General features: G+C 61.6%; 23 protein-coding genes. 16 read left to right on the top strand and 7 right to left on the bottom strand.

Translation table 11 applies throughout. From position 1 onward, the window contains the following. Positions 1 to 13: 13 nt before the first annotated feature. Complete coding sequence (locus AB6803_RS22085) at positions 14 to 1,429, bottom strand: short-chain fatty acyl-CoA regulator family protein (protein WP_371110902.1); 1,416 nt, start codon at positions 1,427 to 1,429, stop codon at positions 14 to 16. Between the two features lie 172 nt (positions 1,430 to 1,601). Here AB6803_RS22085 and aceA point away from each other — a divergent pair, with 172 nt between their 5' ends. Next, positions 1,602 to 2,903 (top strand): isocitrate lyase, encoded by a 1,302-nt coding sequence (aceA, locus tag AB6803_RS22080; RefSeq protein WP_371110901.1) that lies wholly within the window; start codon positions 1,602 to 1,604, stop codon positions 2,901 to 2,903. 23 nt (positions 2,904 to 2,926) lie between these two features. Beyond that, positions 2,927 to 3,175, top strand: coding sequence for a hypothetical protein (locus AB6803_RS22075; protein WP_007697455.1), 249 nt, complete (start codon positions 2,927 to 2,929; stop codon positions 3,173 to 3,175). Positions 3,176 to 3,247: 72 nt separating this feature from the next. Here the strand turns inward: AB6803_RS22075 and AB6803_RS22070 are convergent, their stop codons facing one another. Both AB6803_RS22070 and AB6803_RS22065 read right to left on the bottom strand, forming a co-directional pair. After that, positions 3,248 to 4,015, bottom strand: a complete 768-nt coding sequence (locus AB6803_RS22070; RefSeq protein WP_371110900.1) for a response regulator — start codon at positions 4,013 to 4,015, stop codon at positions 3,248 to 3,250. Beyond that, positions 4,012 to 5,247 (bottom strand): GAF domain-containing sensor histidine kinase, encoded by a 1,236-nt coding sequence (locus AB6803_RS22065; RefSeq protein ID WP_371110899.1) that lies wholly within the window; start codon positions 5,245 to 5,247, stop codon positions 4,012 to 4,014. The genes AB6803_RS22070 and AB6803_RS22065 overlap by 4 nt, the downstream gene beginning before the upstream one ends. 294 nt (positions 5,248 to 5,541) lie before the next feature. Here AB6803_RS22065 and AB6803_RS22060 point away from each other — a divergent pair, with 294 nt between their 5' ends. From AB6803_RS22060 to AB6803_RS22040, 5 genes are all read left to right on the top strand, one after another. Beyond that, positions 5,542 to 6,558, top strand: a complete 1,017-nt coding sequence (locus AB6803_RS22060; protein WP_371110898.1) for an ABC transporter substrate-binding protein — start codon at positions 5,542 to 5,544, stop codon at positions 6,556 to 6,558. A 106-nt stretch (positions 6,559 to 6,664) separates the two neighbouring features. Next, complete coding sequence (locus AB6803_RS22055; RefSeq protein WP_371111141.1) at positions 6,665 to 8,128, top strand: sugar ABC transporter ATP-binding protein; 1,464 nt, start codon at positions 6,665 to 6,667, stop codon at positions 8,126 to 8,128. Beyond that, entirely contained in the window at positions 8,125 to 9,069 is a 945-nt protein-coding gene (locus AB6803_RS22050) for an ABC transporter permease (protein ID WP_371110897.1), read from the top strand. Before AB6803_RS22055 ends, AB6803_RS22050 begins: the two co-directional genes overlap by 4 nt. Then, the gene (locus AB6803_RS22045; protein ID WP_371110896.1) at positions 9,066 to 10,016 is read left to right on the top strand and encodes an ABC transporter permease; all 951 of its coding nucleotides are present in this window, start codon (positions 9,066 to 9,068) and stop codon (positions 10,014 to 10,016) included. The genes AB6803_RS22050 and AB6803_RS22045 overlap by 4 nt, the downstream gene beginning before the upstream one ends. Before the next feature lie 43 nt (positions 10,017 to 10,059). Next, positions 10,060 to 10,980 carry an SMP-30/gluconolactonase/LRE family protein gene (locus AB6803_RS22040; protein ID WP_371110895.1) on the top strand — a complete coding sequence of 307 codons (921 nt, stop codon included), beginning with the start codon at positions 10,060 to 10,062 and terminating at the stop codon, positions 10,978 to 10,980. Here the strand turns inward: AB6803_RS22040 and AB6803_RS22035 are convergent. Then, positions 10,977 to 11,885, bottom strand: a complete 909-nt coding sequence (locus tag AB6803_RS22035) for a GntR family transcriptional regulator (protein WP_371110894.1) — start codon at positions 11,883 to 11,885, stop codon at positions 10,977 to 10,979. The genes AB6803_RS22040 and AB6803_RS22035 overlap by 4 nt on opposite strands. 189 nt (positions 11,886 to 12,074) lie before the next feature. Between AB6803_RS22035 and AB6803_RS22030 the strand changes: the two genes are divergently transcribed. The 9 genes from AB6803_RS22030 (at position 12,075) to AB6803_RS21990 (ending at position 20,418) form a co-directional block, all read left to right on the top strand. Beyond that, on the top strand, positions 12,075 to 13,211 hold the full coding sequence (locus AB6803_RS22030; protein WP_371110893.1) for a mannitol dehydrogenase family protein: 1,137 nt from the start codon (positions 12,075 to 12,077) through the stop codon (positions 13,209 to 13,211). After that, a complete protein-coding gene (locus AB6803_RS22025; RefSeq protein ID WP_371110892.1) occupies positions 13,208 to 13,891 on the top strand; it encodes an amino acid ABC transporter permease in 684 nt (227 codons plus the stop codon). Before AB6803_RS22030 ends, AB6803_RS22025 begins: the two co-directional genes overlap by 4 nt. An 11-nt stretch (positions 13,892 to 13,902) precedes the next feature. Then, entirely contained in the window at positions 13,903 to 14,556 is a 654-nt protein-coding gene (locus AB6803_RS22020) for an amino acid ABC transporter permease (RefSeq protein WP_371110891.1), read from the top strand. Further along, positions 14,540 to 15,268, top strand: coding sequence for an amino acid ABC transporter ATP-binding protein (locus AB6803_RS22015; RefSeq protein ID WP_371110890.1), 729 nt, complete (start codon positions 14,540 to 14,542; stop codon positions 15,266 to 15,268). The genes AB6803_RS22020 and AB6803_RS22015 overlap by 17 nt, the downstream gene beginning before the upstream one ends. A 48-nt stretch (positions 15,269 to 15,316) precedes the next feature. Next, positions 15,317 to 16,120: a transporter substrate-binding domain-containing protein gene (locus tag AB6803_RS22010; protein WP_371110889.1), complete on the top strand. Its 804-nt coding sequence runs from the start codon at positions 15,317 to 15,319 to the stop codon at positions 16,118 to 16,120. A gap of 90 nt (positions 16,121 to 16,210) precedes the next feature. Further along, positions 16,211 to 17,221, top strand: a complete 1,011-nt coding sequence (locus tag AB6803_RS22005) for a zinc-binding alcohol dehydrogenase family protein (RefSeq protein ID WP_371110888.1) — start codon at positions 16,211 to 16,213, stop codon at positions 17,219 to 17,221. A 4-nt stretch (positions 17,222 to 17,225) separates the two neighbouring features. Then, entirely contained in the window at positions 17,226 to 18,749 is a 1,524-nt protein-coding gene (locus AB6803_RS22000) for a UxaA family hydrolase (RefSeq protein WP_371110887.1), read from the top strand. Between the two features lie 164 nt (positions 18,750 to 18,913). Then, positions 18,914 to 19,189 carry a helix-turn-helix transcriptional regulator gene (locus tag AB6803_RS21995; protein WP_371110886.1) on the top strand — a complete coding sequence of 92 codons (276 nt, stop codon included), beginning with the start codon at positions 18,914 to 18,916 and terminating at the stop codon, positions 19,187 to 19,189. Next, entirely contained in the window at positions 19,186 to 20,418 is a 1,233-nt protein-coding gene (locus tag AB6803_RS21990; RefSeq protein ID WP_371110885.1) for a type II toxin-antitoxin system HipA family toxin, read from the top strand. Before AB6803_RS21995 ends, AB6803_RS21990 begins: the two co-directional genes overlap by 4 nt. Positions 20,419 to 20,440: 22 nt before the next feature. Here AB6803_RS21990 and AB6803_RS21985 read toward each other — a convergent pair whose 3' ends face one another. From AB6803_RS21985 to AB6803_RS21975, 3 genes are read right to left on the bottom strand one after another with little or no spacing between them, the layout of a single operon-like run. Beyond that, positions 20,441 to 21,217, bottom strand: coding sequence for an enoyl-CoA hydratase-related protein (locus AB6803_RS21985; protein WP_371110884.1), 777 nt, complete (start codon positions 21,215 to 21,217; stop codon positions 20,441 to 20,443). Beyond that, entirely contained in the window at positions 21,214 to 22,128 is a 915-nt protein-coding gene (locus AB6803_RS21980) for a 3-hydroxyacyl-CoA dehydrogenase family protein (protein WP_371110883.1), read from the bottom strand. The genes AB6803_RS21985 and AB6803_RS21980 overlap by 4 nt, the downstream gene beginning before the upstream one ends. A gap of 2 nt (positions 22,129 to 22,130) precedes the next feature. Then, positions 22,131 to 23,336, bottom strand: a complete 1,206-nt coding sequence (locus tag AB6803_RS21975; RefSeq protein ID WP_371110882.1) for a CaiB/BaiF CoA transferase family protein — start codon at positions 23,334 to 23,336, stop codon at positions 22,131 to 22,133. Positions 23,337 to 23,344 lie beyond the last annotated feature (8 nt).

Here is a 23,344-nt window from a genome sequence, read left to right as displayed (position 1 = left end):
CGTCGTCGAATGATCAGAAATCGAAGATGCTCAGACCCGTCGTCATCTCGTCCAATCCGAGCGGCCGCGTGACCGGCGGCTCGGCGCGGGAAAGACAACCCTTGCGCTCGCACACCCGACAGGCCGGTCCGATTGCAACAGGCTGCTGGCCGGGTAATCCGATCTGGCCATAAACGAGGCTACCGCCAGCCATGACATCGCAACCGAGCAGCAACGCGGTTCGCCTCACCCGCTCGCCGAACGGTGCCCTTGGCCCCTCCTGTGTGCGGGCGATGGTCAGAAATATCGAGCCGTCCGGCATCTCGACGGTCTCGGACAGGATCTGGCCTGGCTGCAGGAATGCCGAGTGTATATTGAGCTTCGGACAGCCGCCGCCAAACCCTGACCGTGGAAAACCATGCGCGCCGATCTTCCGCAGGCGATGACCCGCTGAATCGATCTCCATCAGAAAGAAGGGCACGCCGGAGGCGCCCGGCCGCTGCAACATCGTCAGGCGGGTCGCCGCCTGCGTAAAGGAAACCGAGAAGCGCGCGCAGAGAATGTCGATGTCATACCTGGCGGCCTGGGCGGCCTTGAGAAAAAGTGCGTAGGGCATGGCAAGCGCCAGGGCAGCCAGACGGCCAAGCTCGAAGCGGGCGATGCGCTTCGCCTCCGGCGTCGAGAGCGAAAGAGCCTGCAACTCTTCACTGATCGCATCCTGCAGGGCGAGCGTTGCCACCTCGATGGCGATTTCATGTGCTTGGTCGGCGGGCGACAGCCGTTCGGATATGAACAGGCGCATCGAATGCCTGTCGAAGCGCCGACGAAGATCAGGCATGACATGGACCGGCAGAATACGAACAGAGATCCCGCGCTCGATGCGTAGCCACTCCTTCAAAGCGAAGACTAGGTCATGCTCGGGCGAAAGGCTGGCAGCAAAACTCTCCGCCGCCATTTCCAGGCGCGGAAAATAAGCCGTCCGGCTTTCGAAGACATCTCGGACTTCATCGGCCGGCAAGCGAGCCCCACCGATCGGCGGCATTGCTCCACTCTCCATCGTCAAGGTCATCAGATCGGACAGGCGCGCCGTCTGTTCGCGATAGGCGCGATAGAGCTTGACCATACCGCTTGCCGCATTGGGCGCGATGTCAGCCAGCTCGACCAGCTCCTGATCACCCGGCAGCTCGCCGGCAAGGAGAGGATCGGCAAAGACCTCCTTCAACTGGCTGAGACCGTTGCCCGCCTCGCTCCGGAGATCGTCGAGATCGATCTTGAAGGCAGAGCTCAACTTCAGCAGCAGCTGCACGGTCAGCGGGCGCTGATTGCGCTCGATCAGGTTGAGATAGGACGGAGAAATCTCCAGCGCATCCGCCATGGCGATCTGCGTCATGCCGAGCCCGTTGCGCACGCGCCGAACCTTCGGGCCTGCGAAAATCTTTCTCTCCACCATCCGACCTCCTCCACCTCCGCAATGTTTACAAAAATTGACAAAGTGACTGCACGTCTTCGTCAAGGATTTGCAACATGACCCTTTTCCAAGCGTCATTTGAAAGGTTTGACTGGCATTTCGCCGTCACTTTGTCGATCTTGTCAATGCGTCACCTCAGCGACGAGCATTCTGTATGGAGGAAATCGTGACAGAATTTGACAAGTTGATCCGCAATATCCCGACCGGTCGTTTCGACGGCATCGAGCGCCCTTACTCCGCCGAGGATGTGAAGCGGCTGCGCGGCTCCGTGGAACTTCGCTATTCGCTGGCCGAGATGGGCGCGAACCGGCTCTGGCAGCTTCTGCACAGCGAGGATTTCGTCAATGCGCTCGGTGCGCTCTCCGGCAACCAGGCCATGCAGATGGTTCGCGCCGGCCTGAAGGCGATCTATCTCTCCGGCTGGCAGGTCGCGGCCGACGCCAACACGGCTTCCGCCATGTATCCGGATCAATCGCTCTATCCCGCCAATGCCGGGCCGGAGCTTGCCAAGCGCATCAACCGCACGCTGCAGCGCGCCGACCAGATCGAGACCTCGGAAGACAAGGGGCTTTCCGTCGACAGCTGGTTTGCCCCGATCGTCGCCGATGCGGAAGCAGGGTTCGGCGGGCCGCTCAACGCCTTCGAGATCATGAAGGCCTATATCGAAGCTGGCGTCGCGGGTGTTCATTTCGAGGATCAGCTCGCCTCGGAAAAGAAATGTGGCCATCTCGGTGGCAAGGTGCTGATCCCGACCGCGGCACATATCCGCAACCTCGATGCCGCCCGGCTGGCGGCCGACGTCATGGGCGTGCCGACGCTGGTCATTGCCCGCACAGACGCCGAAGCGGCAAAGTTGCTGACCTCCGATATCGACGAGCGCGACCAGCCCTTCGTCGATTATGATGCGGGACGCACGATCGAAGGCTTCTATCAGGTGCGCAACGGCATCGAGCCCTGCATCGCCCGCGCGGTCGCCTATGCACCTCATTGCGATCTCATCTGGTGCGAGACATCGAAGCCCGATCTGGAGCAGGCCCGGCGCTTTGCCGAAGGCGTGCACAGGCATCATCCGGATAAGCTTCTTGCCTATAATTGCTCGCCGTCCTTCAACTGGCGGAAAAATCTGGACGAGGCGACGATCGCCAAGTTCCAACGCGAGCTTGGCGCCATGGGCTACAAGTTCCAGTTCATCACGCTTGCCGGCTTCCACCAGCTCAATTTCGGCATGTTCGAACTGGCGCGTGGCTACAAGGAGCGGCAGATGGCGGCCTATTCCGAGCTGCAAGAAGCGGAGTTCGCCGCCGAAAGGAACGGCTATACCGCCATCAAACATCAGCGCGAAGTCGGCACCGGCTATTTCGATGCCGTGTCGCTCGCCATCAGCGGCGGTCTTTCATCGACCACTGCCATGAAGGCATCGACCGAGCACGAACAGTTTCGGCCAGCCGCCGAATAACCCGAACCTTAAGGAGGAAAACCATGGCTTCCATCGCACGCGTCCGCGAACGCGCGGAAGAACAATCGTCAAGCCTGTCGCCGGATCAGCAAAACACGATCCGGATGCTGGCGAACGATCTGCATCGCCTCAACCATTCGGTCATGAAAGCCGTCGAGGCCGGCGTCTCGGTCGAGCTGGTGCGCTCGGCCCGACATCATGGCGGCGACGGCAACTGGGGCGATCTGTTGCTTCCGGTCGTCATGGCCCGCAGCCGTCAGGGAGAACTCTGACCTTCGCCGGATCAGCAATCGCCATGGCATGTCTCGTCTGACCTGCCATGGCGTTTCCGTAACCGCGCATCCTCACCCATTCCGGGGAGAGCGGCCACCCTCCGGATGCATCGAGGCTCTTTGCCGACCAAGCCAATGGGCTAGATCGGCCTCGGCGCGCTCAAGAGCGCTATGGTTCAGCAATTTGCGCAGGAAAGCCACGGCCACGGCCCGCGCACGCAGATTAAACCGTCCACCGTCTGCCTCGCCGCCGATGGACTGGTAGACATCGAGCTTCTCATAGAGCTGTTGTAGCCGGTTCTGCACACTGCGCACCGACAGATTTCGCCGCTGCGCAATGGCACGATCGGTCATGCCAAGCGCGATATCGACCAAGATCTCATATTCGGCGTCAGTGAAGGCACTGGCGTTTCCAAGGCTCTTCTGCTGCATGCCGCGCACTTCGCGGTCGATGACGCATTGGCTCTCGATGAAGATGCTGCGCAACGCCAGCCGCAGACGATCGTCAGAGGCTGACTTCAGCACATAACCATAGACCGCACCCTGCGGCACGATACGCGACACGCCGCGAACATAGGCCTCGTCGGAATAGTTCGACCAGAACAGGATGCGTGTCTCGGGCCGCTCTTTCCAAATGGTCCGCGCCGCCTCGATGCCGTTGCGCGGGCTCATCTGCAAGTCCATGACGACATGCGCCGATCTGAAATCGCGCGCTAGCCGCTCGCCGGCATTGCCGTTTTCCGCCTCCAGCACGGTTTCGCATTCAGGTAGAGCGGCGCGGACGGCTTCGTTGAGATAGGAGCGATGAAGCGGATCGTCCTCGATGATCAGCACCTTCATGCCGCACCTCCCGCCACGAGAGGACGGCCGGCCAACGTGACACTCACGCAAGTTCCGCCCTTGGGGCCTGCGGGTCTCGCGGCGAACCGCGCTGAAATCAGCCGCGCCCGGGTTTTCATATTCTCGATGCCACCTCCCGATGGCTTGCGGGATTGGGCCAAGCCAACGCCATCATCGTCGATTTCTATGGTCAGGGCACCGCCGGTGGCTCCCAAGCGAACCAGAATGCGGCTCGCCTGCGCATGGCGAACCGCATTGTTGATCGCCTCCTGCGCAATGCGGAAGAGTGCGATGCTGACGGGTTGCTCCAGGCAGTCGATGGCGCCGTTGGTCTCGTCAGTCAGTTTCCACTCGACAGCCGCGCCGCTTTCCTGGATCGAGCGTTCGAGGTGATTTTCAACCGCCTGGGCAAAGCCGAAGAGCTGGAGGACCGAGGGCTTGGCCTCTTCGATGATCTGGCGCAGGTCGTGCATGCATTGCTGCAACCCACGAAACAAAGGTTCAAGCGCTTCGCCGGTGACATCGGGCGTGTGTGCTAGCCGCTCCATCCGCCGCGACAGGCGCGTGAGATCGGCGAGGGTCTGGTCGTGCAGGTCCATGCCGATGCGCTGGCGCTCGGCCTCCAGAGCCTCAGTCAGCTTCAGTGCCCCCAACCGCAAGCCCTCTTCCCTAGCCCGCGCCTCGGCCTCTACGATGGCCGATCGCTTCGCCTGTTCGGCGGCCCGGATCGCGAAGAAATGCGGCGCCAGCAGATCCGCGATGGCGCGCGCATTCACCACGTCCTGCGTCCCGTAGAATCCGGTCTGGTGACTGGAGCAGCTCAAGGCCCCGATCACGGCGCCTTGGACTTTCAGCGGCACATGCAGGCGCGCCTTCAGCGACTGGCTGATGATCGGATGCGAGAAGGCACCTTCGAAATGGAACCTAGGATCACTACAGGCGTCGTCGGTCAACAGATGGTCGACCTCGCCCCAGAGGAGCGTACGGATGGGACTGTCGCTGACCGGAGCCGGGTGGCGCTTGCCCCAATCGGTCTCAAGGCCGCTCTCATAGGCGATGTGATATTTCTCATCCACCATGATGATGCAGACATCGAAATGGTCGTAGGGAATGACATGGCTGATCTCGGCAGCGACAGAGCGGATGACCGAATGAAAATCGAGCTGCCCGGCCAAAAGCCTGGAAATGCTAAGGTAATGGTCGAACACCGACCGAGGCTCTAACGTGTGCAAGGCGGCCCTCCCAGGCAACGCGCCGACCTCTCCCCAGGCCAGTTGCGGAACGCGAAATCCGAAGGTCATTAAGCGCTGATCAGGATCGTTCGTCTTGCGGAAAGGCGCAATTTTTATGCGGAATCCCGCAACATCCGTCCCGTTAAGCGCCTGTACAACCGAAAGAATCTCGGACATCCTATTCTTACTGACAGGGGAACCTTCAGCGCAAATACTATTTTCGAACATCGTTGAGGAGCGCGTTCGAAAATCATGGCCTGGGAGTGAGATTTAGGTCTTTTTGGGAGGAAAAACATGAACATCGCCAAGACACTTCTGGCATCCGTCGTGATCGCAGCCGTTGCGACGCCGTTTGCCGCACTTGCAGACACGTCATCCAAGAAAATTGCCCTGTCCAACAATTACGCCGGCAATTCCTGGCGTCAGGCCATGCTGACAAGCTGGCAGAAGGTGACGGGCGAAGCCGTGAAAGCCGGCGTGGTTGCCGCAGCCGATCCATTCACGACGGCGGAAAACCAGGCGACCGAACAGGCGGCGCAAATCCAGAACATGATCCTGCAGGGCTATGACGCCATCGTCATCGACGCGGCATCACCAACGGCTCTCAACGGCGCCGTCAAGGAAGCCTGCGATGCCGGCATCACCGTCGTATCCTTCGACGGCATCGTCACCGAACCCTGCGCCTGGCGCATTGCCGTCGACTTCAAGGGCATGGGCGCAAGCGAGATCGAGTATCTGGCCAAGAAGCTTCCCAAGGGCGGCAACATCCTGGAAATCCGCGGCCTTGCCGGCGTCTCCGTCGATGACGAGATTTCGGCCGGCATTCACGATGCCGTTGCGAAATACCCGCAGTTCAAGATCGTCGGCTCCGTGCATGGCGACTGGGCACAGGACGTCGCCCAGCGTGCCGTTGCGGGCGTTTTGCCCAGCCTGCCCGAGATCGCGGCAGTCGCGACACAGGGCGGCGACGGCTATGGCGCGGCGCAGGCGTTTGCCGCGGCAAAGCGCCCGATGCCGACGATCGTCATGGGCAACCGTCAGGACGAACTGGCCTGGTGGAAGAAGGAAAAGGACGCAAGCGGCTATGAGACCATGTCGGTTTCCATCGCTCCCGGCGTCTCGACGCTTGCCTTCTGGGTCGCCCAGCAGATTCTCGACGGCAAGCAGGTCAAGAAGGATCTGGTCGTCCCGTTCCTGCGCATTGATCAGGACAATCTCGAAACCAATCTCGCCAATACCCAGCAGGGTGGCGTCGCCAACGTCGAATATTCGTTGGAAGACGCCCAGAAGGTCATCGCCGCGGCCAAGTGAGCCGAGGCGTGCCACAATTCAAGACCGGTGCCATTCCCGAGTGGCGCCGGTCGCTGAGGAATTCTTGCCGGATCGATCCATGAATGCAGCCAAAGACAATGAGCCCATGAGCGAGGATGCACAGACAAAGCCGGTCGTCTCCGCGCGCGGCGTCAAGGTGCAGTTCGGCGCCGTCAAGGCGCTGAATGGTGCCGATCTTATCATCGATGCCGGCGAATGCATCGGGCTGGTCGGCCATAACGGCGCCGGCAAATCGACGATCGTCAACGTCCTCAACGGAAGCCTCAGCCCTCACGAGGGCACCATTGCTTACAATGGCGATGAGACCGCACGCGGCATCAATGCGGCACGCGGCCACGGCATCCGCTGCGTCTTTCAGGAACTATCCCTTTCGCCGAACCTGACCGTTGTCGAAAACATGCGGGTCGTGCATCGCGACCTCAGCGGATGGAATTGGCGCAGGCAAGCGGCCGGCATCGTCAGCGCCAAGCTTGACGAGATTTTCGCGAATCACGGCATCGACGTGATGCAAACCGTCGGCGAACTCTCGATTGCCGAGCGGCAGATGGTCGAGATCGCCATCGTCTTCTGCGCGGTCGGACACCAGCCTAAGCTCGTCATCCTCGACGAGCCGACATCGTCGCTCGATGCGGGGCTTGCGGCGCAGCTCATGGCGTATGTGCGCAAATATGTCGATGCGGGCGGTGCCGTGCTGCTGATATCGCATATTCTCGGCGAGATCCTGTCGACCTCCGACCGCATCGTCGTCATGAAGGACGGCAAGGTCGTTGCCAATCGCCCGGCAAAGGAATTTTCGACCCACAGCCTCGTCCAGGCGATGGGCAGCGTGGTCAAGGACCATGATTTCGACCGCAACAAGAATAGAGCCGCCGACACATCGCCCATCCTTTCCCTGCCTGCCAGAGGCGGCAAAGGTCTTCCGTTCACAGCCTACAAGGGCGAAGTGATCGGCCTTGCCGGTCTCGGCGGGCATGGCCAGACCGACATGCTGCTCGAACTCTACCGCGCGCTCAGCAGCGACTGGCTGCCGGGACGGCAAGGGCGCATCGCCTTCGTTGCCGGCGATCGCAGCCTGAACGGGACCTTTCCCCTCTGGAGCATCCTGAAAAACCTCAGCATCGCCTCACTTTCCGATCTATCGGAGAAGTTCCTGGTCAACAGAGCTCGCGAAGACAGGCTCGGGGGCGACTGGAAGAAACGGATCGAAATCCGCACACCCGACATGACAAACGGCATCCTGTCGCTCTCGGGCGGCAACCAGCAGAAGGTTCTCTTTGCCCGCGCCCTGGCGACGACGTCGTCGCTGGTGCTGATGGACGATCCGATGCGCGGCGTCGATATCGGCACCAAGCAGGAGGTCTATAGCATCCTCAATCACGAAGCGGCCGGCGGCCGGACATTCATCTGGTACTCGACCGAGATGGATGAAATCCGGCTTTGCGACCGCGTCTATGTGTTTCGCAGCGGCGCCATCGTTTCGGAACTCACAGGCGATGCCATTACGGAGGAAAATGTGCTGGCAGCCTCATTCTCTGGAGAAGACGCATGATCCGCATTTCGCCCAGCATGGTGCGGCTGCTCGTCCCGGCGCTCTCGCTCGTCGTCCTGCTGGTCGCGGTTTTCTATCTGCAGCCGCGCGCCATGAGCTATATCGGGCTCAATCTCCTGTTCAATCTGGCCGTGCCGATTGCGCTCGCGACCATTGCCCAGATGATGATCATGTCCGTCAACGACCTCGATCTGTCGATGGGGACCTTCGTCAGCTTCGCCGCCTGTGTGGCGGCGACCTATCTGCAATCTTCTCCGCTGCTCGGCATTCTGATCCTCGCGGCAGCCATCGCCGCCTATGCCGTCATCGGCGTCGTCATCTATGTCAGGGATCTGCCGTCGATCGTGGTGACGCTCGGCATGAGCTTCGTCTGGGGTGGTCTTGCCGTCCTGCTCCTGCCGGCGCCTGGCGGCGAAGCGCCCGCCTGGGCACGCTGGCTGATGACCTCGAAACCGCCGCTCGTTCCCATGGCGATCGTCGCCAGCGTCGTCATCGCCCTTGTCGCGCATTTCGTCGTCATGCGCTCCGCTTTCGGCGTACTGATCCGCGGCGTCGGCGGTAACCAGCGCTCGGTGCAGCGCGCCGGATGGTCGATCCTCCTCCTTCGTGCCGCAGCCTATGGGCTGGCCGGTCTGTTTGCCGTGCTCTCAGGCATTGCTCTTGTCGGCCTCACCACTTCGGCGGACGCCAACATCGCGCTGCGCTACACGCTGCTGTCGATCGCCGGCGTCATCCTCGGCGGCGGCGAATTCACCGGCGGCCGCATCTCGCCGATCGGCGCCGTCATCGGCGCGCTGACGCTGACACTGGCCGGATCCTTCCTGTCTTTCCTTCGGATTTCGCCAGATTGGCAGATCGGCGCACAGGGCGCCATTCTCATCGTCGTGCTTGCCCTGCGTCTCTTCCTCAACCGTCTCGAAAAGCGGGGGAACCGCGCATGAACGCCCTTCGCGCGCTCCATCGGAAACCCTGGATCTGGTCCTTTGCCGCGACGCTCGTCGTGTGGGTTCTCACCGTCCTGTTCACCGGCGGTGCCAGCTCTCTCGGCCTGTCGCAGGCAGCACTCACCTTCGCGGCCTTTTCCGTCATCGTCGGCATCGGTCAGATGTTCGTCATCACGCTTGGGCCAGGCAATATCGATCTCTCCGTTCCGGCAACAATGACGCTCGCCGGAACCGTGGCGCTGAAGCTGATGAATGTCGAGGACGGCATGATCGTGCCCGGCCTTCTGATTTCCATCCTGATCGGCCTCGCTATCGGCATCGGCAACTATGCCCTGATCAAGCTTCTGCGCATCCCGCCGATCATCGCGACGCTGTCGATGAGCTTCATCGTGCAATCCACCGCGATCTGGAGCAACCGCGGCCTGCGCATCAAGCCGCCGGAGCAGCTGGCGGACTTCACCGTGTCAAGCCTCGTCGGCATCCCGAATATTGCCATCGTCGCCTTCCTGCTCTCCGTGCTTGCCTGGATACTGCTGGAAAAGACCATCTATGGCCGCTGGATATCGGCCATCGGCCAGAGCATGTTCGCGGCCCGCATGGCCGGCATTCCCGTCGATGGCACGCGGCTCGCGACCTATATCCTCTGCGCCGTCCTCGCCTCGATCTGCGGCTATCTCCTCGCCAGCTTCTCCGGCGGCGCCGCCCTCAACATGGGCTCGGAATATCTACTGATGTCGATTGCCGTCGTCATCATCGGCGGAACGGCGGTGGCGGGCGGGGATTCGAACGTGCCAGGCATCTGGGGCGCATCACTCTTCATGTTTCTCGTCGTGTCGATGCTGAACACCTACGGCTTCGGCGCGGGTTCGCGGCTCATCCTCACCGGCTTCATCATCATCGCCGTCATCCTCGTGGCCGGCGGCCGCCCGCTCGGCGGGCGCTGAGACTCTTTTCGACATCCAAGCAGGCATCACAGGAAACACCGCAATGGCCAAGAACGAGCACCCCCTCTACGAAATACACGATCCCCGGTTTCGTTATCTCGTCGTCAAGAGCGCCGCTCTGGACGAGCTCTATTCCGGTTGCCGCTGGGCGGAAGGCCCGGTGTGGTTTGCCGACGGCGGATGCCTGATCTGGAGCGACATCCCGAACCAGCGTATGCTGCGCTGGGTGCCGGATGGCGGCGTATCAACCTTTCGTGCGCCCTCGAACTTCACCAACGGCAATACGCGTGACCGCCAGGGGCGGCTTGTTTCCTGCGAGCATGGCGCGCGGCGCGTCACCCGCACCGAGATCGATGGATCGATCACCGTTCTCGCCGACAGCTTTCAGGGCAAACGGCTGAATTCGCCCAACGACGTCATCGTCCGCTCCGACGGGTCGGTCTGGTTCACCGATCCGACCTACGGCATCCTGTCCGACTATGAAGGCTATAAGGCCGAGCCCGAGCAGGCGACGCGTAACGTCTACCGGCTCGATCCAGAAACCGGCGAAATGGAGATCGTGGTCGACGATTTCGGCCAACCGAATGGCCTGGCCTTCTCGCCGGACGAAACCAAGCTCTATATCGCCGATTCAGCATCGAGCCATGATATCAACGCGCCACGTCACATCCGCGTCTTCGACGTGATCGGCGGCCGGACACTCGCCAATAGCCGGGTATTCTGCGACATCGACGCTGGGCTTCCGGACGGCTTCCGCGTCGATGTCGCCGGCAATGTCTGGACCAGCGCCGGCGACGGCGTGCATTGCTTCGCGCCCGACGGAACATTGCTCGGGAAGATCAAGGTGCCGCAGACCGTCTCCAACCTCACTTTCGGCGGGCCGCGCCGCAACCAGCTGTTCATCACCGCCACCAAATCCCTCTATTGCGTTCACACCGTCGCGACAGGCGTGCAGGTGCCCTAGGACTGAACCTTGAACGGCCCCATCTGGATGGAGCGCAGCAGCGTTGCGCGGGCACTGCCCAGATGGGCCAGCAAGTGTGCTTCCACCGCCGAAGGATCCCGGCTACGAAGGGCCGCTATATAATCGAGATGCTGGGTAAGCGCCCTGACATTGCGCTGTTTCTCGTCATCGATATTCCACTGATAGGTGTAGTGGAAGAAGGCCGAAACGACATTGTAGAACTCGATGATGTATCTGTTTTTCGAGGCATCGTGCACGCAACGATGCAGGCGCTCGTCCAGCGCCGGGAATTCGCGATAGCGCCGATCAATGTCCGCCAGCAGCTCGAGATGCTCCGCCTCGATCGCCTGCAGCTCTCTCCAGCAGGGGTCGCTATCCGGCAATTTGAGCAGATGCCTGGCCGAGCGCAGCTCGAACATTTCGCGGACTTCATATATTTCCGCGGCAAAATTCGGGGTGACGCCGAGAAATACCCAGGCGCTGTTGGGGCGCCGCTCTATCAGCCCAAAGTGCTGAAAACGCGTGAGATATTCGCGGATGGTGGTGGTCGAGGTACCGAACTGCCGCGCAAGTTCCGCGCTGTTGAGCAGCTGTCCGGCGCGAAAATCCCCCTGCAGAATCCATTCCATGAACCGGCGCTCGACGGCGGCGGCGGCGGACATCGTCTGTGTTTCGGGGAAGTAGTCGCCGGGCTCGGGCCGCCGCTGCAAAGAGTAGATGGCATCGTCGAAGCGCAGTATTCCGGCATCCATCAGTGAGGACAGGACCGAGCGCACCGTCGTGCGGCTGACCCCCAGTTTCGACGCCAATTCCGAATTCGACGGCAGCTTCTGATCGACTTCGACATCGCCGAGATAGGACAGGCAGCGGTTGTACGCGCCCTTGTAGACTGTATTCCCCTTCATTCCAAACCATCCCCTGCTGCTACCATTCCGTACCATATAGGCCGGATTATTTATATAAAAAACAGTTGACACAAAAATTCCAGACTGTTTTATATATGCAAAAGACAGTCGGAGGGAGGATCGAAGCTTGTCTGGAATTCATCTTGCAAACACATCTCTGGACCGCGCATCCTTCGGGAAGATAGACGCGTGAGCGGCCGCATCATCCAATTCGGGACGAGCCGCTTCCTGCAGGCACATGTGGCATTCTTCCTCCACGAAGCGGCGGAAGCCGGCCAGACAGTCGGCCCCATCACCGTCGTTCAGGTCTCCGGATCAGGCAGCCGAAGCGGCCGCGTCGCGGCATTCGGTCAGCCCGAGGGCTATCCCGTCGTCATTCGCGGCATGTCGGACGGCAAGGTGATCGATCGCACGGTGCGGGTGAAGAGTGTCGACCGCGGCCTGTCGGCGGCAAGCGACTGGGCCGAGATCACTAGGCTTTTCGTCGAGGAGGCGGATTTCGTCGTCTCCAACACCGGCGATACCGGCTATCGGACCGATCCAGATGGCGATGAGTTCTCCTCCGGCGACCGCCCTCCACACTCATTCCCGGCAAAACTGGCAGAGCTTCTCTGTCGTCGCTGGCAGGCATCGAGGCGTCCCCTGGTGGTGCTGCCCTGCGAACTGGTGACGAGCAACGGCCAGGCCCTGAAACAGGTCGTCGTCGAAAGCGCGCGGCGAAACGGTCTGCCGGCAGACTTCTTCGAATGGCTCGACCGCGATGTCGCCTTCGCCGATACGCTGGTCGACAGGATCGTGTCCGAACCCATCGAGCCGATCGGCGCCGTTGCGGAACCCTATGCCCTCTGGGCGATCAAACGCGCGCCGGGCGTCCGCCTGCCCTGCACGCACGAGCAGATCGTGCTGACCGATGACCTCGAACCCTACGAGCGCCTGAAGCTGCATATCCTCAACCTCGGGCACACCTATCTCGCCGAGATTTGGCAGACCGAAGGCCATGCGGACGATCAAACAGTCGGCGGAATCCTCGCCGATCCGCGCATACGGATGCGGCTGGAAGCCCTCTATGAGAACGAGGTCGTCCCTGGCTTCGCCTCGAAAGGCATGGGTGAAGAAGCCCGGACCTATGTCGCGACCACGCTCGATCGCTTCCTCAACCCATTCCTCAATCACCGCATTGCCGATATCGCGCAGCATCACACCCAGAAGGTCGAGCGCCGCATCGCCGCCTTTCTCGACTGGGTCGGAGCGACGCCCGAGCAATACGAGGCTCCGATCCTGCGGGCGATAGCATCACGTTATCCAGCATCCGGAGGGGCAGCATGAGCTACCAGTTCGATTTTGCCTCCCTCCTGCCCTACTGGAAGGAGTTCGCGCACGGCGTCTGGCTGACACTTCAGCTCTCCGTCATCTCCACGGTTATAGGCTTCGTCCTCGGCACGCTCTGCGCCATCGGCCGGGCCGACGGCGGCCCCTGGCTTCGCGGCATCATTGCCACCTATGTCGAGGTCATCCGCAACACGCCGCTGCTGGTGCAGGTGTTTCTGGTCTATTTCGGTATCGCTACCCTCGGCGTCCACGTCTCGGCGAACATGGCTGCCGTCGTAGCCTTGGTCGTCAACGTCGGCGCCTATACCTGCGAGATCGTCCGCGCCGGCCTGCAATCCATCCACAAGGCGCAGCTCGAAGCGGCGGAATGTCTTGGGCTGTCGCGCAAGCAGACCTATTGGCATGTGATCATCCGGCCCGCCATCGAGCGCGTCTATCCGGCGCTGACCAGCCAGTATGTGCTGCTGATGCTGGCCTCCTCGATCACCTCGCAGATTTCGGCCGAGGAACTGACCGCTGTCGCCAACCGCATCCAGTCGGATACGTTCCGCAGCTTCGAGACCTACATCGTCGTCGGCGTCCTCTATCTCCTCCTGTCCTTCATCGTCCGCATCGCCCTCTGGCTGCTGGGCCTCGGTCTCTTTGTTCGCCGGCGCAAGCTCGGCACGGCTCTGTAAAGGACGCGGCCATGACAACATTCGGCTTGGTTCATCTGGAGTTTCTGGGTTGGGCGGCGATGTGGACGGCGGGCCTTTCGGTGATCGCCTTCCTCGGCGGCGGGCTTCTCGGCTTTCTGGTCGCACTGGCGCGCGTCAGCAGCTCGGGCCTATTGCGGACGATTGCAGCGGCCTACATCCAGATCGTTCAGGGCACTCCGCTGCTGGTGCTGCTGTTCCTCATCTATTTCGGCATCGCCATTCTCGGCTTCGATCAGGTTCCGGCGATCATCGCCGCGGCGGCCGGCCTCATCATCTATTCCTCCGGCTTCCTCGGAGAGATTTGGCGCGGCTGCATCGAATCCGTGCCGAAGACCCAGTGGGAAGCGGCGGAGTGCCTGGCCCTGTCGCGCTGGCAGCGCATGGTCAAGGTCATCCTGCCGCAAGCACTGCGCATCGCCACGCCGCCGACCGTCGGCTTCCTGGTGCAGATCGTCAAGAACACCTCGCTCGCCTCGGTCGTCGGTTTTGTCGAGCTGTCGCAGGCCGGCAAGCTCATCAACAATTCGATCTTCGAACCCTTCACCGTCTTCATCGTGGTGGCAGTATTTTACTTCGCCATGTGCTTTCCGCTCTCTCTGTGGAGCCGCAACCTCGAGAGGAAGCTCAATGTCGCCAATCGTTAAAGTCACCAACGTCCACAAGGCCTTCGGCGCCGTCAAGGTTCTCAATGGCGTATCGTTCGAGGTCGGCCGCGGCGAGGTTGCCGCCGTCATCGGCCAATCCGGTTCAGGCAAGTCGACGGCGCTGCGTTGCATCAATGCGCTCGAGACCATCGAGAGCGGCACGATCGAGGTCTGCGACCACGCGGTCCATGACCCCAAGCTCGACAAGAGCGCGCTGCGCCGCGACGTCGGCATTGTCTTCCAGAGCTACAACCTCTTTCCTCACCTGACGGCCGAGCAGAACATCATGCTCGCTCCGACCTGCGTGAAGAAGCTCGGCAAGGCCGCCGCCCGCGATCTGGCGCGCGAAGTGCTGAGCCGCGTCGGCCTCGAAGCCAAGGCAGAGCATTTTCCGGAGCAGCTTTCCGGCGGCCAGCAACAGCGCGTGGCGATTGCCCGCTCCCTGGCGATGAAGCCGAAGCTGATGCTCTTCGACGAAGTGACGTCGGCGCTCGACCCGCAGCTGACCGGCGAGGTGCTGAAGGTCATGGAGGATCTCGCCCGCGGCGGCATGACGATGATCCTCGTCACGCATGAGATGGCTTTTGCCCGCAAGGTGGCATCGAAGGTTGTCTACATGCATCAGGGCCAGGTCTGGGAAACCGGACCGGGCGCGATGCTGGACAATCCGCAGACGACCGAATTGCGCGAATTCGTGGGCAGCGGCCTCTGAGGCCGAAACGGGAAGAGATTTTGTTGGAAGGACAAAGGGATGGAGAACATGAAACGTAGAAGTTTTCTGGCAGGCATAACCGGCGCATTGGCCGGCACAACATTCCTGGGCGTCAACGCGCGCCAGGCTCTGGCCGACACGCTGGAGACCATCAAGACGCGGAAGAAGCTGCTGATCGCTGTCGATCTCGGCTCACCGCCATTCGGCATGAGCGATGCGGCGATGCAGCCGACCGGCTCCGACGTCGAGACCGCCAAGCTGCTGGCCGCCGATCTCGGCTATCCGCTGGAAATCGTGCCCGTCACCAGCCCGAACCGCGTGCCCTTCCTGCTGACCAGCAAGGCCGACATCGTCATGGCGTCCTTCAGCGTCAATGAGGAACGCAAGAAGGTCATCGATTTCACCGATGCCTATGGCGTCATCCAGATCGTCATCGCCGCGCCGAAGAGCGCAAACATCAAGACCTTGCAGGATGTCGTCGGCCAGCGCCTCGGCACGACCCGCGGCTCGACCAACGACAAGGTCGCGACAACGGAGGCGCAAGGCGCCGAAATGGTGCGCTATGACGACGACGCGACGCTGATCACCGCGCTGGTTTCCGGCCAGGTCAACATCATGGCGTCCTCGCCGCAGATCATGGCCGCCGTCAACCAGCGCCGGACGAGCGATCCGCTCGAGGTCAAGCTGGTGCTGAAGACCAATCCTTACGCCATCGGGCTGCGCAAGGGCGACGACGCGCTGAAGGCAACGCTGAACGAATGGATCGCCAAGAACCTTGCAAACGGCAAGCTCAACGAGATCTATCAGAAGTATAATGGCGTGGCGCTTCCGGCCGAAATGCCGAAGACGTAAAACAAACACCGGAGCGCCGCATTGTCGGCGCTCCCTGCAATCCCAAGAAGCGGTTCGAGCGGGCTGGCCCCTGCGGACAAGGAGTGAACGATGAAAGCATTGATCTGCAACGAGCCGGGCCGGCTATCTCTGATCGAACGGGATATTCCCGTTCCCGCGGATGGCGAGGTGCTGGTTCGCATCAAGCGCGTCGGCATATGCGGCACCGATTTTCATATCTTTCAGGGCAAGCACCCCTTCCTCGAATATCCGCGTGTCATGGGCCATGAACTCTCAGGCATCGTCGAGGACGCCCATGGATCGGCGCGGCTCAAGAAGGGCGACAATGTCTATATCGTCCCTTACCTCTCCTGCGGAAAATGCGTTGCCTGCCGTCGCGGCGTGACCAATGCCTGCCAGAACATCGCCGTGCTCGGCGTGCACAAGGACGGCGGCATGTCCGAATATCTGTGCGTTCCCGAACAGAACGTCATCTCGGCCGGCAAGGCCTCGCTCGACGAAGCCGCGATGATCGAATTCCTGGCGATCGGCGCCCATGGCGTCAAGCGCGGCAACATCCAGGCTTCCGATCGCGTTCTCGTCGTCGGCTCAGGACCAATCGGCATGTCGGCGATCATCTTCGCCAAGGCGCGGGGTGCGGATGTGACCGTCATGGACATGCGCGAGGACCGCCTTGCCTTTACGACCAGCGCGCTCGGCGCCGACAGGACCCTTCTCGCCAACGAAGATGCTGAAGCGGAGGCCAAGCGCCTGACGGATGGGGATTTCTTCGATGTCGTCATCGACGCCACCGGCAATGCCGGCGCAATGCAGCGCGGCTTCGGCTTCGTGGCCCATGCCGGACGATACGTCCTTGTCAGCGTCGTGCGCCAGGACATCACCTTCTCCGATCCGGAATTCCACAAGCGCGAGACCACACTCTTTGCCAGCCGCAACGCTCAGCCGGATGATTTCGCCGAAGTGGTGAAGCAGATGGAGGCCGGGCGCGTGCCGACGGCCACTCTCAACACCCATCGCGGCGCGCTGTCCGACGCTCCCGGGCTCTTCACCGAATGGCTGCGCCCCGAAGCCGGCGTCATTAAAGCCATTCTGGAGGTGTGATCGCATGGCCGCGCCGCGCACGCTTCGTCTCCATGAGGCCGACAATGTCGTCATCACCATCGAAAGCCTGTCACGCGGCAAGGTAATCGATGGCGGCATCACAGTCGCGGCAGCCGTTCCGCGCGGCCACAAGGTCGCCGTTCAGCCAATCCGGACCGGCGAGCCGATCCGCAAATTCGGACAGATCATCGGTTTTGCGAGCAGCGATATCCAGCCCGGCGACTGGGTGCATGAACACAATGTCGCGATCCATGATTTCGAGCGCGATTATGCCTTTGCCTCTGAGGCGAAGCCCGATAGCGGGCTTCTGCCCGGAGAAAGTCCCGCGACGTTCGAGGGCTTCCGGCGCGCCGACGGCCGCGTCGGCACGCGAAATTATATCGGCATCCTCAGCTCCGTGAACTGTTCCGCCACCGTCGTCGACTTCATCGCCGACGAAATCATGCGCTCCGGTATCCTTGCCGATTATCCCAATGTCGATGGCGTCGTTCCCTTCACCCATGGAACGGGCTGCGGCATGGGCAGCAAGGGCGAGGAATATGATCTGCTGGCAAGGACCCAATGGGGCTACGCAAGCCATCCCAATTTCTCCGCCATTCTCTTGATCGGGCTTGGCTGTGAGGTGTTTCAGATCCCCCGCCTGAAGAAAACCTACGGCATTGCCGAGGGCGAGCATTTCCAGAGCCTGACGATCCAGGAGGTCGGCGGCACCCGCAAATCAGTGATGATGGGTGTCGAGAAAATCCGCGAGATGCTGCCATTTGCCAATAGGTCGTTGCGCGAAACTGTTCCAGCCTCGGAGCTGATGCTGGCGCTGCAATGCGGCGGCTCGGACGGCTATTCCGGGCTGACCGCCAATCCGGCGCTGGGAGCAGCTGTCGATATTCTCGTGCGCCATGGCGGCACCGCAATCCTGTCGGAAACGCCGGAGATCTATGGCGCGGAACACCTCCTCACCCGGCGGGCGGAAAGCCCCGAGGTCGGACAGAAGATCGTCGACCTGATCGACTGGTGGCGGGATTACGCCGCGAAAACAGGCGGCGAATTGAACAACAACCCCTCGCCCGGCAACAAGGCCGGGGGTCTGACCACCATCCTGGAGAAATCCCTCGGCGCCGTCGCCAAGGGCGGCAGTTCCACTCTGCGCGGTGTCTATCGCTATGCCGAACGCATCGACCGCAAGGGCTTCGTCTACATGGATACGCCGGGCTACGATCCGGTCGCGGCGACCGGCCAGGTGGCAGGCGGCGCCAACGTGCTCTGCTTCACCACCGGCCGGGGATCTGCCTACGGCTGCAAGCCGACACCGTCCCTCAAGCTCGCCACCAATTCCGATCTGTTCACACGGATGGAAGAGGACATGGACATCAATTGCGGCGATATCATCGACGGCGTGTCAATCGAGGAAAAGGGGCGCGAGATCTTCCAGTCCATCCTGGAAACTGCCTCCGGCAAGCGCTCGAAATCCGAACTGCTCGGCTATGGCCGCAACGAGTTCGTACCCTGGCAGCTCGGCGCGACGATGTGATCTCAAGAGCCGTTGAAATCATCGCTATCAACGCCTTTCTCTCCATGAAATAACTTACCGATCGGGAAGTGTCTTGATCTCCACGCGATATACTTCCCGATCGGTAAGATATCCCTTGTTAGCATGAAAATCTTCCTGTACGGTAAGAGAAACAGGAGAGAAGAATGATCCGCTCGGCGCGCGACTTTGGAACCCTGATCAAAAACAAGCGGAAAGCACTCGGCTGGACGCAGGCCGAACTCGCGACCCGGTCTGGGACGGGTGAGCGTTTCATTGTCGAGCTGGAAGCAGGCAAACCAAGCTGCCAGCTTGAAAAGGCACTCATCGTTGCTCGTGCCGTGGGCTGCGAGCTCGCAGATCTCAAATCCGCATCACCACAGCGGTCGAAACAGGAAGACGACGAACTCGGCTTCCTGCCGACCTTTGGTGACGGGACATGACAGCAATCTACTACGAGAGATTTCCGGTTGCGCACCTGACGTTCACGGATCAGTGGCGTCTCGACTACGATCCCACATGGGAAGCACGCCGCTCCGCTTTTCCAGTTTCGCTTACGATGCCGTTGCAATCAGGACCGGTGACTGCGGACAAACTCCTTCCCTGGCTCGCCAACCTGCTGCCCGAACTTCATCTTGCGGAAATCGGGCAACGCCTCAAGGTATCCCCCCAGGATATCGTCGGTCTCCTTGGGCATATCGGCCGCGACACCGCCGGTGCCCTGTCCATCGGTGAGCCAAAGAAACCCGGCGTCCATCTCAGACCGGTTCCGGACGAGACGGCGCTGGAGCGCATTCTGAATGAACTTCCAGCCAGGCCATTTCTCGTCGGTGAGCGTGGCGTCTCGATGTCGCTGGCTGGCGTCCAGGAAAAGCTGCCGGTCTTTGTCGATCAAGATGGCCGGATCTCAATCCCGGTCGACGGCACCCCCTCGACCCATATCGTCAAGCCGGACACGGATCGCCTGACAGGAAGCGTCGACAACGAAGCTTTCTGCCTGGCACTGGCAGGGGCATGCGGCCTGGACGCCGCCGAGGCGACGATCGGTCAGGCGGGCAAGCGTCGCTATTTGCTGGTGAAGCGCTATGATCGTTTCACCGATGGGCAAGGCGACATGCGCCGGGTCCATCAGGAAGATCTTTGCCAGCTTACCGGCCACTTTCCGTTGCAAAAATATGAGCGCTCATCATCCGGCGCGGGCGTCACGATGAGACAGATGTTCGGTGCGATCAATGATCTGATCTCGCCGGGTGAGCGACTGAAACTGCTGGATGCCGTCATCTTCAACCTGCTGATCTGCAACTCAGATTCGCATGCGAAAAACTACTCCATCCTGATAGGCGCGGGCGGATCGGCCAAATTGGCACCGCTATACGACTTGATGTGCGCCGCAGCCTACGAACAAGTCGATCAAAGCCTGCCGCAAGGCATCGGGGGAAAATTCAGCGCTTCGGATCTGCACGGCAAGGATTGGAAAGCATTTGCCGAACAGATAGGCCTCAGCCCAGCGTCGACGATCAAGCGTATCGAGGAACTTGCGGCACTCGTTGACAGTGCCTGCGATAGCGTCAGAACAGAGATCATGGAACGAGGTAGTGACCCGACGAAGATCCTTGACCGCCTCACCCACTCGATCCGGAAGAGATGCCATCGCATTCGGCGCCAGCTTTAGGCGTTGGTGGAAATCGCCCCTCTCACCGTCCCTTGAACTGCGGCGGTTCCTTCGCGGCGAAGGCACGCATCCCCTCCGCCCGGTCATCGCTTGCCGCGATCAGGGCCGAAAGCGAGCGTTCGTATCGGATGCCGGCGGAGAGCGGCGTTTCGAAGCTTTCGAGCACCGCGGCCTTGGCCATCGCCACGGCAAGCGGTGCAGCCTTAGCGATCCGTTCGGCGATCGCGCAGGCTAGATCGTCCACGGTCTCCCCATCGGCGGCGATACTGCTGATCAGGCCGCAGGCCCTCGCCTCTTCCGCATCGAGCTTGCGCCCCGCCAGAACCATCTCCATCGCCATAGACTTGCCGACGGCGCGTACCAGGCGCTGGGTTCCGCCGGCGCCGGGTATGGTGCCGATCGCGGTTTCCGGCAGGCCGAACAATGCCGTGCGATCGGCGACGACGATGTCGCAGATCAGCGCCAGCTCAAGACCGCCGCCAAGGGCGTAGCTTGAAATGGCGGCGATGAGCGGCTTGGTCATGGCCGCCACCTCGTCCCATTTCTCGCTGAAGCCGCTGGTATAAAGCTCGATGGGACTGGCGGCGGCAAGCGATCCGATATCGGCGCCGGCGGCAAAACCGCGCTCGCTGCCGCTGATGACGATCGCCCGCACGGCTGGATCCGCCTGGCAGTCGCGCAGTGCATCAACAAGCCCGGTCAGCATCTCGATATTGAGCGCGTTTCGCTTGGCCGGACGGTCAAGGATGACGCGCGCGAAGCCGTCTTGCTTCTCGGTTTTGACGAGGGAAGATGTCATGGCTTGCGCCTTTCCGTCAGCAGGCGGACGGTGTCGTCGCGGCGCGCGATCGCGGCCGCGATCTCTTCCGCCGTCCAGTCGTAAAAGCCGCGGCCGCTCTTCGTTCCGAAAGCGCCCTCCTCGCACAGCCGGCTTACCAGAGGGGGTATGCCTTCGCTGCGGTCGAGCGCCGGCATCAATATACGCGACACTTTCTCGACCGTGTCGAGGCCGGCCAGATCCATCAGCCGCAGTGGTCCTGCCGCAGACCACCGAGGCGCCAGCGTCGTTTCGACCGCCCGGTCGACATCCTCAATGGAGGCGGCGCCCACTTCGACGAGGTGGAGTGCTTCTCGCAGGATCGCATATTGCAGCCGGTTGACGACGAAGCCCGCTATATCGGTCTTCACCTCGATCACTTCCTTGCCGATATCGGCGCAGAGCACGCGGGCGCGCTGAACGACCTCATCCGAGGTTTTCTCGCCGCGCACGATCTCGACAAGCGGCATGACCGCCGGCGGATTGAACCAGTGAATGCCGACGATACGCTCCGGCCGGGCAAGCCCCGCCGCGATCAGGGTGATCGGAACGCTGGAGGTATTCGTCGTCAAAAGGCAATCGACCGGCGCCATCGCCTCGATCTCGCCGAAGATGCGCTGCTTCAGCGTGACGTCTTCCGCCAGGTTTTCGCTGACGATGCCGGCGCCGGAAACGCAGTCCTCGATCGAGGTCGTGTATTCCACCGCCGCTTCGCCGGAGATGGCGACGATCCGGCTGCGAGCCTTGTCGAGCGTCTCCGCGCTGCGGGAATAGACAGCGACGGGATAGCCTTGTGCTGCAAATACGCCGGCGATGCCGGCACCCATCGTGCCTGCACCGAGCACGGCGACCTTCGGCCGAATGCGGGTCTTCTCGTTAATATCCTGCGCCATGGTCAGATGACTCCCCGCAGCCGGAGATTTTCGATGTCGGGGCCGTCCAGCCCCAGCTCATCGCTCAAGACCGCATCCGTATGCTGCCCGAGGGTCGGGGCGACATAATTCCCACCCGAAGCCATGCCGCTGAAGCGGACCGGCTGCGGCATCACCTGGAATTCACCGGCGTTGCGATGCTGCACGGTATGCAACAGCTGGCGGTGTTGCGCATGCGGCGTGGCGAGCGCCTGGGCGAGATCGTAGATCGGCGCGGCCGGGACACCCGCCTCGTCGAGCAGCTGCGTCACCTCCTCCGTCGAGCGCGTGCGCGTCCAAGCCTCGATGACGGATCGCAGCTCCTCCTGATGGCCTTGCCGATCCGGATCCGTCTTGAAGCGAGCATCCTCGGTCAGGCTCGGATTGCCAAGCGCCCGCGCCAATCGGGCAAAGAGCGCATCATTGGCAACGGCGATGACAACATAGCCATCGGTCGCCTGATAGGAATCCATCGGCGCGCTGATCGGATGCGCATTGCCGACGCGGCCGGGTACGCCCTTGCCGCCGGTGATCTGTGACAGTGAGACCATCTGCAGGGACATAATGGAATCGAGCATGGCGACATCGACATGCTGACCCTTGCCGGTGCGATCGCGCTGAAGCAGCGCCGCAAGCGCGCCCCAGGAGCCGTAGATGCCGGCAACAACATCGCCGATCGCATCGCCCACCCGCGTCGGTGGGCCGTCCGGCCAGCCGGTGACGGTCATGATGCCGCCCATCGCCTGGACGACATGATCGTAGGCGGCGCGATGCGCAAGCGGCCCGTCCTGGCCGAAGCCGGAAATGCTGACATAGATCAGGCGCGGATTGAGCGCTTTTACGGCCTCGTAGTCGATGCCCAGACGCGCCGTGACGCCCGGCCGGAAATTCTCGACGAGAATATCGGCCTGCTTGATCAGTCCGAGCAGCAGTTCGCGGCCCTCATCCGATTTCAGATCGAGCGTGACGCTTTTCTTGCCGCGATTGACCAGCATGAAATAGCTGCTCTCTCCGCCGACATGCGGGGAAAAGGCACGGGAATCATCGCCATGATCGGGAATTTCAATCTTGGTTACGGTCGCACCGAGATCGCCCAGCATGGCCGAGCACAGAGGCCCCGCAAGCACGCGCGCCAGATCCAGCACCTTTATTCCATCCAGCGGCCGTACGGCCTGCGTTGCTTCGGTCACGGAAGTCT

The organism is Rhizobium sp. RCC_161_2 (assembly GCF_041355235.1).
Classification (GTDB): domain Bacteria; phylum Pseudomonadota; class Alphaproteobacteria; order Rhizobiales; family Rhizobiaceae; genus Rhizobium.
The sequence above is the reverse complement of the archived record's forward strand: the minus strand, read 5'-3'. Positions and strand labels throughout refer to the sequence as shown.